Origin of the sequence: Acetobacter vaccinii (genome assembly GCF_008365315.1) — a bacterium.
Taxonomy (GTDB): domain Bacteria; phylum Pseudomonadota; class Alphaproteobacteria; order Acetobacterales; family Acetobacteraceae; genus Acetobacter; species Acetobacter vaccinii.
The window spans coordinates 1,876,922-1,891,091 of sequence record NZ_CP043506.1 but is presented as its reverse complement, the minus strand read 5'-3'; the positions used below and the strand labels follow the sequence as shown (position 1 = coordinate 1,891,091).

The following is a 14,170-nucleotide window of genomic DNA, read 5'->3' as shown; positions in this document are numbered from 1 at the left end:
GACAAACCGACCTGATCCAGCCTGATTTTTTTACATGCCAAGTGCGCGACGATAAATGTCCAGCAGTGTTTCCTGCTCTTCCACTTCCGCAGGCTCCTGCTTACGCAGGCGGATAATCTGGCGAATAACCTTTACATCAAACCCTGCGGATTTGGCTTCTGTAAAAATATCCTTGATATCGCCGGCAAGAGCTTTGCGCTCTTCTTCCAGCCGCTCAACTCTTTCAATGATGCTTCTCAGCCGGTCTGCGGCAATTCCACCTACGGCTGCGTCGTCATCACCAGAAAAGTGTTCACCATCCATGACTGGGCCCTTTCTTTCACATCATGTATTCCGGCATGGCACGCAGACAGGCCACGCTCCGCCGGTGGGGTGGAAGGCGCGGGCTTATCGTGCCGCGTGCAAGCGGTCAATGTGCCTGCATGGCGCGGCTCTTGCAAACACGATGCCCACCTTCCATAAGCGGTGCAACCGCACCCGGTGTCCACCATGGCCCGGAACCTTGTCTTGCCTAAGGTGGGTCGCGCCCCCTGCCGCTTTGCTGGAACCTTTGCACCATGGCCCTTGTGAACCGCACGGACCCCTTTGATTTCGTTCTTTTTGGCGCTACTGGCGACCTGTCACGCCGCAAACTGCTGCCTGCCTTCCTCCGCCGCTTCATGGCGCAGGAGTTTGATGATGATGCCCGCATTATCTGCGTTGCACGCTCAAACCTGACGACCGAAGAGTTCCGCGACAGTGTCATCAGCTCCCTCAGGGAATTTGCCCCCGAAGCCACGCAGGACAAGGACACACTGCACCGCTTTCTGGGCCTGCTGACCTACATCTACCTCGACGCCACAAAACAGGAAGCCAACTGGGACGGCCTGCGCGCCCTGCTGCCTGAAAGCCCACGGGCGCGGGTGTTCTACCTTGCCACGGCCCCGTCGCTGTTTTCCGTGCTGTGCCAGTCGCTGGCGGAACAGGGACTGGTCACGCCGACATCCCGCGTGGTGCTGGAAAAACCCATAGGCACCAGCCTGGCCACGGCACAGGCGATCAACACTGGCGTGGGCCGGTATTTCCCTGAAGAATCGATCTACCGGATTGACCATTATCTGGGGAAAGAAGGGGTCCAGAACATTCTGGCCCTGCGTTTTGCCAACCCGGCTCTGGAAATGCTGTGGTCATCCAGTGCGATCGACCATGTGCAGATTACTGCGGCCGAAACCGTCGGGGTGGAAGACCGAGGGTCTTACTACGACGAGGCAGGTGCCCTGCGGGACATGATGCAGAACCACCTGCTGCAAATCCTGTGTATGGTCGCCATGGATGCCCCGGCCTCCTTGCGCTCTGACGACCTGCGTAATGAGAAAATGAAAGTTCTCAACGCCCTGCGCCCGATGACACCGGACATGGTGCGGCAAAATGTCATCCGCGGGCAATATGTCAGCGGCACGCTGAAAAACAGGATCGTGCCGGGCTACACGGAAGACCTGAACACCGGTCGCAGCAGCAGCACAGAAACATTTGTGGCCATCCGCACCAAAATACGCACGGCCCGCTGGGGCAATACCCCCTTCTACCTGCGGACCGGCAAGCGCCTTGCCACAAAAACCACGGAAATCGTGCTCCAGTTCCGCCCGCAGGTGTGGCCCATTTTTACCAACATGCCCTCCCCCGGCCGGTTGGTCATCCGCATTGCCCCGCATGAGGAACTGTCCTTTGTCATGGCTGTGCGTGACCCCGCCGCAGGCAGCTTCCGCGTGCAGAATGCCAAGCTGGACATGGCCTATAAAAATGTTTTCTCCCTCGCATATCAGGACTCCTATGAGCGCCTGCTGCTGGATGCAGTCCGGGGAGACCCCGCACTGTTTATCCGCCGGGACGAGGTTGATGCCTCATGGCGTTGGGTCGAGCCGATCCTGACATCCTGGCAGCAGGCCCTGACCCCGCTGGAGCCCTATCCGGCAGGCAGTTGGGGTCCGCCCTCGGCCCGCGCCCTGCTTGCCCGTGATGGTGCCATGTGGCACGAAGATATGCTGCCATGACAATACAACCCCCCAGGCTTAAAGGCCCGTTTACCAAAAGAACCTTCCGCCAGCATCTTCTGCGGCGGATTGCTCTGGTGCTTCCCCTGTCCCTGCTGATGATCGGGCTGGCCCGCAGCGGGATGCTGGATACGCTGGTGGACCGCTATACCTTCCGCCCCGCCAACTGGTATGATGACACAGCGCTTATTCGCCATCTGCGCCTGCTTGTCACCCATAATGGCATGACGCATGACCGGCCGGACTGCCTGCTGTTTGTGGTCAACGGCAACGATGCCCCCACAGCATCGCGCATTGATGTCATGGAAAAACATTCTGGCACCTGCCCCGGCCCCAAGGATGACCTGCCCCGCCTGTTCACCCTGCGGGTGGACCGTATGAACAGGGTTATCGAATCCGACCAGAACTCGCCAGGCGTGTTCCACCCCGTTCCCTGACACGGACTTCCGGCGGGCCTATCGTACGCCCGCCGGACCATGATACCTTGGTCAAAAAGGGTTTATGGAACAGCCTTGCCGCCATGGTGGGCAAAGGCTTTACGCAACGCCCTGCCCGCCAGCCGTAATGCAGCCTTGCCATGTGGCATCAGGGCATAAAAATTCAAAAACGCATGCAAAGTCCCAGGGTAACAACGGTATAGCACCGGCACCCCGGCCCGCCGCAGGGCATTGGCATAGGCTGCCCCTTCATCATGCATGGGGTCACACTCGGCCGTGATGATCACCGCCGGGGCCAACCCTGTCAGGTCCGGGTTTTCACCCGGAACAAAGCGGGGGTCAGTCCAGTCCTGTACCGTCTGGATATATTGCTCCCCATACCATTCCATAGACCGACGGGAGAGGAAGTAGCCCTTGGCGTAAGTCTGATGGGACGGGAATGTCCTGCGCCCATAGAGCGAGGGGTAGTACAAGACCTGAAGGACAGGCGTCGGCCCCACCCCGCTGCGCCCCTCCTGCGCCAGCACTGCGGCCAGATTGCCCCCGGCACTATCCCCCGCGACTGCAACGCCACCACCCCAGAAACGGGCGGAAAGACGGGCCAGCCACGCCAGAGCAGCCTGAGCATCCTCCACCGCGGCGGGAAAAGGATGTTCCGGGGCCAGTCTGTAATCAGGCAGCAGCACCGCAGCGCCAGATGTCCGCGCCAGACGGCAGCAAATGCCGTGGTGTGAGTTCAAACCGCAATGCACAAACCCACCACCATGCAGGTAGAGCACGGCCCCGCGTACCCGGCCATGGGGCACAAATAGCCGTGCCTTCATCATCCCCGCAGGCCCCGGCACCTCAACTGTTAGGACCCTGCGCAGGGGCAGAGAGGACAGAAAGGGCGGGAAAGACGGCGTATCCATATTCTTGCGCAAAACACGCAAAAAATGTGCCGCGACCTTTTCCTCCGGCACCGGACCTTCTGGCGGGGGGCGAATGGTAACGTGCCTGACCTTTCTGGCCGCCTGCCACGCAATCCAGCGCAAAAGCAGGCGCGACGGCAGGTTGGGCCGGGCTGGCGTGGCGGGTGTGGCGAGGTCTGCTTGATCCGACATGCAAAAAATTTAGCAATTTTTTCACACAATACCAGCCTCCTACCTCTCACAAAGCACTTGACCTTAGCCCCTGCGCACAGCAGGGTGCGCCTGCCAGACGGTCGGACGGTCGCTGTTGCCTGTGCAAATCGGGTGATGGAGGAAAGTCCGGGCTCCATGGGAGAACGGTGCCGGCTAACGGCCGGCGAGGGTGACCTTAGGGAAAGTGCCACAGAAAACAAACCGCCTTCCTGGTCCAACCATGGGCAACCATGGGACAGGCTGAAGGTAAGGGTGAAACGGTGCGGTAAGAGCGCACCGCTCCGCTGGCAACAGGGGAGGCATGGTAAACCCCACCGGGAGCAAGACCGAATAGGAACAGCTGAGGCTACGTGTAGCCTCAGGGGTCTCTCGCCCCGCTGTTCGGGTTGGTTGCGTGAGGCACGCCGCAAGGCGCGTCCCAGAGGAATGACCGTCCAAGCCCTTAACAGGGCCGGACAGAACCCGGCTTACAGACCGTCTGGCATTTTTTCCCTTTTATAGAACAAAAAAAGAACAGGCGAGTCATCGACAGGCTCACGCCCGTTTCTTGACATTCTCTTGCCCGGTTCTTGCACAGAGTATGCCAAATACTTAACGGATGGCTATTTTCTGCCGTTTTTTCTTCCTTTTAAATTTACTTCCCACGCTATCCCATGTTATCCCATACGGCAGGGAGAAAGCATGCCCTTCCCCCTAGGCACCATGACTGGAAACCACAGGCAGCAAAGGACTTCTGATTCACGTGGGTGTGTTCCTTGGCACGCATGAGAACCGATTCGACGCTAAAGGACGCGTCTCGATTCCGGCCGGCTTCCGGTCCGTGCTCAGAGCCCAGCAGACGGAAGACAACACGCTGATGATCCTTCGCCCCTCCCACACCCTGCCCTGCGTGGAAGCCTGGCCAGCAGCGGCCTTTGCCCGCCTGACCGAACCGCTGGACCGGCTGGATATGTTCTCTGAAGAGCACGACGACCTGGCCGCCGCCCTTTACGCCGATGCCTACCCCCTGGACCCCGACCGCGAAGGCCGCATCATCATCCCCGACATCCTGCGTGACCACGCACGCCTGACAGACAGCCCGCTGGTCGCCTTTATGGGTCTTGGCCGCACATTCCAGATCTGGGAACCAGAAGCCGCACGCCAGCGCCGGGCCGAGGCCCGTCAGCGTTCACGCACTGTCACCATTCCCGCCGCACGCGCCGAGGGTGGGCACACCGCGCAATGAATGCCCTTGTCTCCCCCCTCGCAGAACCTGCTTTGAGCGGTCATGTGCCTGTCATGCTGGCCGAAGTGCTGGCCTATCTGCAGCCTGCGGCTGGCAATGCCATTCTGGACTGCACCTTTGGCGGGGGCGGTTATACACGCGCCATTCTGGCCAGCGCCGACTGCGCGGTGTGGGGGATCGACCGCGACCCGGACGCCATAGCCCGTGGGCAGAGCCTAACCGAAAGCCTGATCCGCGCCGAAGGCCGCCAGCGGCTGCACATGCTGCATGGCAGCTTTGGCACCATGCAGGCACTGGCAGAGGCCGCAGAGGCCCCCGCGTTTGATGGTATTGTCATGGACCTTGGTGTGTCCTCCTTCCAGCTGGATGAGGCCGAACGCGGCTTTTCCTTCAGGCAGGACGGCCCGCTGGACATGCGGATGGAAAAAAACGGCCCCAGTGCCGCCGATCTGGTCAATACCTCCAGCGAACAGGAACTGGCCGATATCCTCCATTATTATGGGGAGGAACGGCACGCACGCCGCGTAGCCCGCGCCATTGTTGCCGACCGGGTGCAAACCCCGTTCACCACAACTCTCCAGTTGGCAGGGCTTGTCCGCCGGGTTGTGCCGCAGGATCGTTCCGGTCTGGATTCGGCCACCCGGACCTTTCAGGGCCTGCGTATCGCGGTCAATGATGAGCTGGGTGAAATAGAACGCGGCCTGCAACAGGCTCTGGACCTGCTGGCCCCTGGCGGGCGGCTGGTTGTGGTCTCGTTCCACTCGCTGGAGGACAGGCTGGTCAAACGCGCCATGGCCCATGCCACAGGCAAGGATAACAGCTTTTCCCGCCATGACCCCCGCGCCGCCATGTCCCGCGGGACGGAAGCCGATCTGGTAGCCCTAACAACCAAGGCCATCCGCCCCGGCCCTGCTGAATGCACCGCTAACCCCCGCGCGCGCAGTGCCCGGCTACGCGCCATTGCCAGACGCCCTCTGGCCACGCCTTTTCCGAGCAAAGGACAGACTTCATGATTACTCGTCCGTTTACATGCTGCTGCGCTGTTCTGGCCATTGCTTCGGGGTTTTTCCTGTACACAAAAAAACACCAGACCACTCTGCTGGACCAGCAGATTTCGGCTCTGGTGCATGAAACCGAGCACGTGCGTACCCAGACCGCCATGCTGCGTACGGAATGGGCGCTGGAAAACCAGCCCGAGCGACTGGCTCAGCTTGCCAGCCACCATGCGCCCTACCTTCGCACCATGGACCCTGCGCAGTTCGTGCGCCTGAGCGATCTTGAAGAGCACCTGCCTGCGGTCGATAAAAACGCTCCAGCCCGCACACCTGTTGCAGCCGCACCCACACCGGCCCACGTGGATAGCATTGCTATGGCCGCCGCACCCGTGGCAGCCCCTGTCCGGCCTGTTGCCGTCGCTAACACGCACCCGGCCCCAGCACCCGTTATGGTTGCTGATACACGCCCGGCACCCCAGGTTGCCCAGCCGCATATACTGCGCCTGAATACCGAAACCCCACGGGCAACCCGCCCTGCCCTTGCGGCCCCACATGCTGAACCGGCTTACACCACTGTAGTAACAACTGCGGCCACGCCCTCTGCGACCCGAACCAACGCAGTCGGGCATGATACGTTTGGCCTGCAACGCACCAGCACAGACCGGCATACTCAGGTAGCGGCTCTCACACCCCGCCCGGTGATCCACAAGCAGGATACGGCAGCCCTTGATGCCGCAACGAGCACTCCCGACACGCACGCCAGCAGCACACTGGCCCATGCGGCAGCACCTGCCAGCCATCACACAACACTGATGGCAGATGACAGCACACCCCAGCAGGTTCGCCACCCGCTGCCTATGGCTGCTGCAACCTGGCACCCGACACGCGCGCGCCACACTGACGCCATAGGTCGGGGTTATATGGAAGCTCGCGCCACTTCCGGGTATACGGGCGGCTCTCTCCTCAGCCGGGGCGACAGCATGCTGCCCCCGCCTGTTCCCGTGGCCAACTGAGCACCGCCTGACTGAAAGTTCTTTTGACTCGATATGCCCCTGCCCCCGCATGCACCCGACACAGCCCTACCGCCTGATGTCACGGGGGATACCCCGCGCCGTCGCGCGCACAGGGAACGCATGCATGTCAGGCTACTGGGCCTATCGGGCATTTTCTGCCTGCTGTTCTCCTTTGTTACAGGTAAGCTGATCTACGCCACTGTGGTGCGCCCCATGGCACCAGAAAAGCGCCAGATTGCCCCGCAAGTACCCGAAATCCCCAAAATCGACCCCAAGGGCAGCCTTGCGGAAGATCTGTCCCTGCCGCAGACCCACCGCGCCAGCATTGTGGACCGCAACGGCCAGACCCTCGCACTATCGCTGCCTGTGGCACAGGTGTACGCCAACCCGCAGGAACTGATTGATCCTGTCGATATTGCCCACAAGCTCAAAACTGTCCTGCATGACCTGGATGAAAACGACACCATCCAGCGCCTTTCCAAGCCCAAGCAGTTTGTCTATATCGCCCGCAATATTTCCCCCCAGCAGGAACTGGCGATCAACAATTTGGGGATTCCGGGCATTTATTTTGAACCGGGTGAGCGCCGTCACTACCCGCTGGGCCACATGGCCGCCCAGATTCTGGGGGCTGTCGATATTGATGGCCACGGCATTGCCGGGGTTGAAAAATACTTCGACAAAAGACTGCTGAACGAACACCGCCCTCTACGCCTGTCGCTGGACATTCGGGTACAGTCCGCCGTGCGTGAGGAAGTGGCCAATGCCATGCAGACCTTTCAGGCCATTGGCGCATGCGGCATTGTCATGGACGTCCGCACGGGGGAAATCATGGCCATGGTCAGCCTGCCTGACTATGACGCCAACGAATTTTCCCACGCTACGAATGACGAGCGCTTTAACCGCACAGTCACTGGGCTGTACGAACCTGGCTCCACCTTCAAGCTCCAGACTGCGGCCATGGGGCTTGAAACCGGCACCATTCATATCTGGGATCGGTTTTCCTCAATCCCGCTGCGGATCGGTCGTTTTACCATCCGCGATATGAAGAACGACCATTTCTCGCCCTGGCTGACACTGCCAGAGGTCATGGCGTATTCCTCCAACCCGGCGGCCGCCCATATTGCGCTGGATGTCGGCGGCAAGAAACAGGCAGAATGGCTGCGTTCCATGGGGTTTTTCTCCCCCGTGCCCATTGAACTGCCCGAGGCAGCCCGCCCGCTCTACCCACGCCAGTGGGGGCTTGCCACCACCATGACCGTAGGCTTTGGCCATGGCGTGGCCGAACCTCCCCTGGCCATTGTCCGTGGCACCGCCGCTACTGTGAATGGTGGTATCCTCGTCGCCCCCACCCTGCTGGACCGGGATGACAAAGACATCGACCCGCAAGACCTGCCGGGTGCACACCCTGCATTGCCCGGCACTGCAGCACCTTTGGCCACCACGGCAGACGCCCCAACAACCCCACAGGGGCCTCGTGTCCTGTCAGAAAATGTCTCCGCCCTGCTGCGCCGCCTGCTGCGGCTTGATGTGACCCAGGGCACGGGCAGAACTGCAGAATCCCCCGGGTATTTTGTTGGTGGCAAAACCGGCACGGCAGAAAAAATCGGCGCTCATGGCGGCTACCTCAAGCACGTCAACATCTCCGCCTTTACTGGTATTTTCCCCATGAATGCCCCGCGTTACGCGGTGTATGTCATGCTCGACAGCCCCTTGCCCACGGCACAGACGCACGGCTGGACCACCGCAGGCTGGAACGCCGCGCCCACTGTTTCCAAAATTGTCTCCCGCGTGGGGCCATTGTTGCAGGTCTTCCCCGACCTTGAGCATGCGGCACGTATTGACGCCCAGATGGCCCTGCCCATGCACCCGGCAGTGCCCCGCGGGGCGCGCCCCCTCGGCCCGGGCAATGACCCCGGTGACCCTCATACGGGTGCCAACCGCCAGACTGCCGACGATACCCACAAACACAGCCGGGAAACCATGGACGAATGAGCCAGCCTCTGTCGCACCTTCTTGCCACGGCTGGCCTGCCTCCCCTTGCGGGACAGGATGTCATGATTGACGCTGTGACGGCAGATAGCCGGGCCGTGCGCGCTGGCATGCTGTTTGTTGCTCTTGCTGGCACAAAGGTGGATGGCCGCAGGTTTATCCCCATGGCTGTCAGCCAGGGTGCTGCGGCCGTGCTGGCCCCAACGGGCACCGAGTGGCCCGCCGACGTCCCCCCTCACCCCTTGATCATGGCTGATAACCCCCGCCACGTGCTTGCCCTTATGGCGGCAACACTGGCCGGGCCACAGCCCCCGGCACTAGTGGCCGTCACCGGCACTAACGGCAAGACCAGCACAACCGACTTTATCCGCCAGATATGGACCCTGCAGGGTTATCAGGCTGCGGGCATCGGCACGCTGGGACTGACAGGTGCAACACCGGTCAGTATTACCCTGCCTGCCCTGACAACACCTGACCCCGTCAGCCTTGCCAACACCCTTGCAGCATTAGAACAGCATGGCGTGCACCATGTGGCGCTCGAAGCATCCTCCCACGGGTTGGAGCAGGACCGGCTGGATGGGCTACAGTTCAGTGCCGCAGGCTTTACCAACCTGACGCGCGACCATCTGGACTATCATGGCACCATGGCCGCCTACCGCGATGCCAAGCTGCGGCTGTTCAGCACGCTTGTGCCTCGGGGTGGGCTCGTGGCGGCCAATGCAGACATGGACCGTGAAACGCTCCATGCCCTGCGCGCCATCGCACACGACCGTGCCCAAAACCTGCGCCTTGTGGGCGAAAACGGAGACAGCCTGCGCCTGAGCGCCTGCACCCCCACACCCGCCGGGCAGGAACTGACACTGGAGTGTGACGGGCGGGTGCACCACGTTCTGCTGCCCCTTCCCGGCCGTTTTCAGGTTGATAACGCCCTGCTGGCCGTTGCTCTTGCGACACCAGCCCATGGCGCATTGTCTGACACGCTTGCCCTGCTGCCCCAGTTGACTGGCGTACGCGGTCGTATGGAACGGGCCGCCCTCTTGCCAAATGGTGCGTGTGCCTATGTTGACTATGCCCACACGCCCGATGCGCTGGCGCGGCTTCTGACCTCCCTCCGCCCCCATGCGCGCGGCAGGCTGGTACTGGTGTTTGGCGCTGGTGGAGACCGCGACAGTGGCAAACGCGCCCTCATGGGGCAGGAAGCCGCGCAGGGAGCCGATATTGCCATTATTACCGACGACAACCCCCGTACGGAAAACCCGGCCACCATCCGCGCAGCCATCCGCACCGGGGCACCCAATGCGCTGGAAATACCAGACCGCCGGACTGCCATAGCCGACGCTCTGGCCCTGCTGGAGCCAGACGATGTGCTGGTTGTGGCGGGCAAAGGGCATGAACAGGGGCAGATTATCGGCACGGATATCCTGCCGTTTGATGATGCCGATGTCATCAGAACACTCGCGGGGCAGGCATAATGGCACTTTGGACACGGGCGGATCTGGAAGCCGCAACAAATGGGCAGTTTCTGGCCGCAGGTGACGGGGATGTATCGGGTATCTCCATCGACACCCGCACCCTCCGTCCGGGTGATCTGTTCATTGCCCTCAAAGGCGACAGCAGCGACGGCCACGCCCATATTGCCACGGCGCTGGAGCGTGGGGCGGCGGCTGTTATGGTGCATGACACCACACAGTGCCCCACCGACCCACGCATTCTGCGGGTTGCGGATACAATGGCGGGCCTGCAAGCCCTCGGCCTTGCGGCCCGGGCGCGTTTTGGTGGCAAGGTTGTGGCCATTACCGGCAGTGTTGGCAAAACCACGACAAAGGAAATGCTGCGCCTGTGTCTGGCAGCCTGTGGCCCAACCCATGCGGCCGAGGCCTCCTACAACAATCATTGGGGCGTGCCGCTAACCCTCGCACGCATGCCGCGAGAGGCCGCCTTCTGCATTAGTGAAATCGGCATGAACCATCCGGGGGAAATCCTGCCCCTCGCCCAGATGGTGCGGCCGGACGTTGCGGTTATTACCACCATCGGGTCTGCCCACCTGGGCCACATGGGCAGTCTGGATGCCACCGCGCAGGAAAAGGCCTCGCTCATTCTGGCGTTACCAGCCGGTGGCACAGCCATTGCCCCCGACGACGCCCACGGCCTGCCCATGATCGTCGATGCCGCCCGCAAGGCCCATGCCACGCTCTGGCTGGCCGGGGCGCAGGCAGGCAGCACCGCCCGTTACGACAACGTGGAAAGCGGGCCTGAAGGGTCTGTTTTTGTGGTGGAACTGGCTGGGCAATCCATAGCCGTACGACTTGGCGCGCCGGGCCTGCACCTGGTCCGCAATGCACTGGCAGCCCTTGCTGCCTGCGCAGCCCTTGGGGCCGACACCCATGCTGCCGCCATGGCCCTGCGTGCCTTCCGCCCCGGTAAAGGCCGTGGTGCTGTCAGCACCGTGGCACAGGGGCAGATCATCCTGCTGGATGAAAGCTACAATGCCTCCAGCGCTTCTGTCCGGGCTGCGCTGGACGTGCTAAGCCACCTGCCCGCCAGCCGCCGCATCGCGATTTTAGGTGACATGCGTGAACTGGGGGCATTTGCCGATGCCGAACACCATGCCCTGGCCGCCCCGGCCGCTGCATCCGCCGACCTTGTCTTTTGTTGTGGACCCCATATGAAAAGCCTTTTTGAAGCCCTGCCCCCTGCCCGCCAGGGTGCCTGGGCGGAAACCGCCGCAGACCTTGCCCCCATGCTCGCGCCCCGCCTGACTACGGGGGATGCCGTGCTGGTCAAAGGCAGTCTGGGCAGCCGCATGCGCGATATTGTACAGGCGCTGGAAGCCCTGCCTGCGGTAGGGGCTGCCTGATGCTGTATATGCTGGTTTCCCATGCGTTTCATGATGGGCACATCACAATGCTCAACCTGCTGCGCTACATCTCGTTCCGCGCAGGCTGCGCCTGCCTGACTGCCCTTGCCCTCAGCCTTATGCTGGGCAAGCCGTTTATTGCCGCCCTGCGGCGTATCCAGCGCGGTGGGCAGCCCATCCGGGCTCTGGGGCCGGAGCGGCACCTTGTGGAAAAAGCAGGCACCCCAACCATGGGCGGTGTGCTGATCCTGATCGCACTCAGCGTATCCATGCTGGTATGGGGCGATCTGGAAAACGGGTTTGTCTGGGCGGTCTGGCTGACAACGCTGGGGTTTGGTGCCATCGGCTTTGCGGATGATTACCGCAAGCTGGCACGGCGCAATACGGACGGCCTGTCCAAGCGCACGCGCCTTGGGTCCGAATTTGGTATTTCCCTGCTGTGCGGCTGGTGGCTTCAGGCACTTATGCCGCCAGAACTGGCCTATAATCTGGCCTTTCCCTTCGCCAAGGACCTACTACTGCCCCTTGGTATTCTGTACCCCGTTTTTGCCATGGTCACCATTACCGGTTTTGGCAACGCCGTGAACTTTACCGACGGGCTGGACGGGCTGGCCATTGGGCCAGTGCTGGTTGCAACACTTGTTTTTGCCATCCTGTGCTACCTCGTGGGTAACCATGGCTTTGCCGACTACCTGCAAGTGCATGCCGTGCCGGGCACGGGCGAACTGGTTGTGTTCTGTGCAGCCCTTGTCGGGGCCGGGCTTGGGTTCCTGTGGTTCAATGCCCCTCCGGCTTCGGTCTTCATGGGTGACACAGGCTCGCTCTCCCTTGGCGGGGCGCTGGGGTCGCTGGCTGTTGCCATCAAGCACGAGCTGGTGCTGTGCATTGTCGGCGGGCTTTTTGTGGTGGAGACCCTGTCCGTCATCATCCAGGTGCTGTGGTACAAACGTACAGGACGGCGCGTCTTTCTGATGGCGCCAATCCACCACCATTTTGAAAAGAAAGGCTGGGCCGAACCCAAGATTGTCATCCGTTTCTGGATCGTCTCCTTCGTGCTGGGCCTGTGCGGTCTGGCAACGCTGAAACTGCGATGACACCGTTTCCCCCCGCTCTTTTTGCCGGGCAGCGCTTTGCGGTCCTTGGTCTGGGCCGTAACGGGCTGCCAGTCGTCCGCACTCTGGCGGCCTGCGGTGCGTCCGTTCAGGCATGGGATGATGGGGAAGCCGCGCGGACAGCGCTGGCGGCACAGCTCCCGCCCGATCTGGCAGAGCAGGTGGTGATTGCCCCTTTTGAAACACTCTCCGGGTTCACAGCCCTCGTGCTGTCCCCCGGCATCCCACATATTCTGCCAAAGCCGCACCCGGTCGCCCTCATGGCCCGGCAGGCAGGGGTGCCTATTGTCTCGGACGCCGAACTTCTGTTCCGCGCCGTGCGCGCCGCAGGCAGCCGGGCACGCTTTGTCGGCATTACCGGCACCAATGGCAAGTCCACGACCACCACATTGCTGGCTCATATTCTCGCTCAGGCCGGGGTGCCCGTAGCAGCGGGAGGCAATCTGGGGCCAGCCGCCCTTGCCCTGCCACTTCTGCCCGACAACGGCGTGTACGTGCTGGAAATGTCGTCCTACATGCTGGAACGACTAGACAGCCTGCACTTTGATGTGGCCTGCCTGCTGAACCTGACCCCCGACCATCTGGACCGCCATGGCGATATGGCCGGTTATACCCGCGCCAAGGCCCGCATTTTTGGGGGCCAGACCAATCAGGACCTCGCGGTTATCGGGCTTGATGATCCTTTGTGCCGCGCTCTGGCTCAAACCCTGCTCAATGGTCCGGCCCAATGTGACACCATTGCCACCACAGACCCCACCTGCACCTATTACGGGCATGACAGCGGTGTCTGGCATAAAGGCACCTTGATAGCACGCACTGGTCCCTCCCTGCCCGGTGCCCATAACTGCCAGAATGCAGCGGCAACAGTGGCCATGGCGCGCTTTCTGGGCATTGCCGACACACTGATCGCTCAGGCGATCCTGTCCTTTCCCGGCCTGCCACATCGCCAGAAACTGGTGGCCACATGCAACGGCGTTGCTTTTGTGGATGACAGCAAGGCCACCAATGCCGATGCCGCCGCCCGCGCCCTTGGCTGTTATGACCGGCTGATCTGGATTGCAGGCGGCATTGCGAAGGAGGGAGGCATTACCGCACTGGCCCCCGACTTCCCCCGTATTGCCCATGCTTTCCTGATCGGGCGCGATGCGCAGATGCTGGCTGATACTCTTGCCGCACATAATGTGCCCTACACTCTTGCAGGCACACTGGAAAATGCCGTGCCCGCAGCCTATATCGAGGCATGTCGCACCGCTGTGCCTGTCGTGCTGCTGTCACCCGCCTGTGCGAGCTTTGACCAGTTTCCCGGCTTTGAGGCGCGTGGCATACGGTTTGAGGAACTGGCGAGGGGTATCCACCCGGACCACGCAGCCAGGACAGGACAGTGAGCA

At 61.7% G+C, this 14,170-nt stretch carries 12 protein-coding genes and 1 other RNA gene; 11 read left to right on the top strand and 2 right to left on the bottom strand.

The window, feature by feature from the left end; all coding sequences use genetic code 11:
• Positions 1-30 precede the first annotated feature (30 nt).
• Entirely contained in the window at positions 31-303 is a 273-nt protein-coding gene (locus FLP30_RS08475) for a DUF2312 domain-containing protein (protein ID WP_149279432.1), read from the bottom strand.
• Positions 304-557: 254 nt separating this feature from the next.
• On the opposite strand from FLP30_RS08475, the gene zwf reads away from it, so the two are divergent.
• Positions 558-2,030, top strand: coding sequence for a glucose-6-phosphate dehydrogenase (gene zwf, locus FLP30_RS08470; RefSeq protein WP_149279431.1), 1,473 nt, complete (start codon positions 558-560; stop codon positions 2,028-2,030).
• The gene (locus FLP30_RS08465; RefSeq protein WP_149279430.1) at positions 2,027-2,467 is read left to right on the top strand and encodes a hypothetical protein; all 441 of its coding nucleotides are present in this window, start codon (positions 2,027-2,029) and stop codon (positions 2,465-2,467) included. The genes zwf and FLP30_RS08465 overlap by 4 nt, the downstream gene beginning before the upstream one ends.
• 62 nt (positions 2,468-2,529) lie before the next feature.
• On the opposite strand, the gene FLP30_RS08460 is transcribed toward FLP30_RS08465, so the two are convergent.
• Positions 2,530-3,570 (bottom strand): alpha/beta hydrolase, encoded by a 1,041-nt coding sequence (locus tag FLP30_RS08460; protein WP_149279429.1) that lies wholly within the window; start codon positions 3,568-3,570, stop codon positions 2,530-2,532.
• Between the two features lie 93 nt (positions 3,571-3,663).
• Here FLP30_RS08460 and rnpB point away from each other — a divergent pair.
• The 9 genes from rnpB (at position 3,664) to murD (ending at position 14,167) form a co-directional block, all read left to right on the top strand.
• An RNA gene (gene rnpB, locus FLP30_RS08455) (RNase P RNA component class A) lies at positions 3,664-4,077 on the top strand.
• 256 nt (positions 4,078-4,333) lie between these two features.
• Positions 4,334-4,816, top strand: coding sequence for a division/cell wall cluster transcriptional repressor MraZ (gene mraZ, locus FLP30_RS08450; protein WP_149279428.1), 483 nt, complete (start codon positions 4,334-4,336; stop codon positions 4,814-4,816).
• On the top strand, positions 4,813-5,829 hold the full coding sequence (rsmH, locus tag FLP30_RS08445) for a 16S rRNA (cytosine(1402)-N(4))-methyltransferase RsmH (RefSeq protein ID WP_149279427.1): 1,017 nt from the start codon (positions 4,813-4,815) through the stop codon (positions 5,827-5,829). The genes mraZ and rsmH overlap by 4 nt, the downstream gene beginning before the upstream one ends.
• On the top strand, positions 5,826-6,824 hold the full coding sequence (gene ftsL, locus FLP30_RS08440; protein WP_149279426.1) for a cell division protein FtsL: 999 nt from the start codon (positions 5,826-5,828) through the stop codon (positions 6,822-6,824). Before rsmH ends, ftsL begins: the two co-directional genes overlap by 4 nt.
• A gap of 33 nt (positions 6,825-6,857) precedes the next feature.
• The gene (locus FLP30_RS08435) at positions 6,858-8,816 is read left to right on the top strand and encodes a peptidoglycan D,D-transpeptidase FtsI family protein (RefSeq protein ID WP_149279425.1); all 1,959 of its coding nucleotides are present in this window, start codon (positions 6,858-6,860) and stop codon (positions 8,814-8,816) included.
• Positions 8,813-10,285, top strand: coding sequence for a UDP-N-acetylmuramoyl-L-alanyl-D-glutamate--2,6-diaminopimelate ligase (locus tag FLP30_RS08430; protein WP_149279424.1), 1,473 nt, complete (start codon positions 8,813-8,815; stop codon positions 10,283-10,285). The genes FLP30_RS08435 and FLP30_RS08430 overlap by 4 nt, the downstream gene beginning before the upstream one ends.
• Positions 10,282-11,670: a UDP-N-acetylmuramoyl-tripeptide--D-alanyl-D-alanine ligase gene (locus tag FLP30_RS08425; RefSeq protein WP_149279423.1), complete on the top strand. Its 1,389-nt coding sequence runs from the start codon at positions 10,282-10,284 to the stop codon at positions 11,668-11,670. Before FLP30_RS08430 ends, FLP30_RS08425 begins: the two co-directional genes overlap by 4 nt.
• Positions 11,670-12,764 carry a phospho-N-acetylmuramoyl-pentapeptide-transferase gene (gene mraY / locus FLP30_RS08420; protein WP_149279422.1) on the top strand — a complete coding sequence of 365 codons (1,095 nt, stop codon included), beginning with the start codon at positions 11,670-11,672 and terminating at the stop codon, positions 12,762-12,764. The genes FLP30_RS08425 and mraY overlap by 1 nt, the downstream gene beginning before the upstream one ends.
• Positions 12,761-14,167, top strand: coding sequence for a UDP-N-acetylmuramoyl-L-alanine--D-glutamate ligase (gene murD, locus FLP30_RS08415; RefSeq protein WP_149279421.1), 1,407 nt, complete (start codon positions 12,761-12,763; stop codon positions 14,165-14,167). The genes mraY and murD overlap by 4 nt, the downstream gene beginning before the upstream one ends.
• Positions 14,168-14,170: the final 3 nt, after the last annotated feature.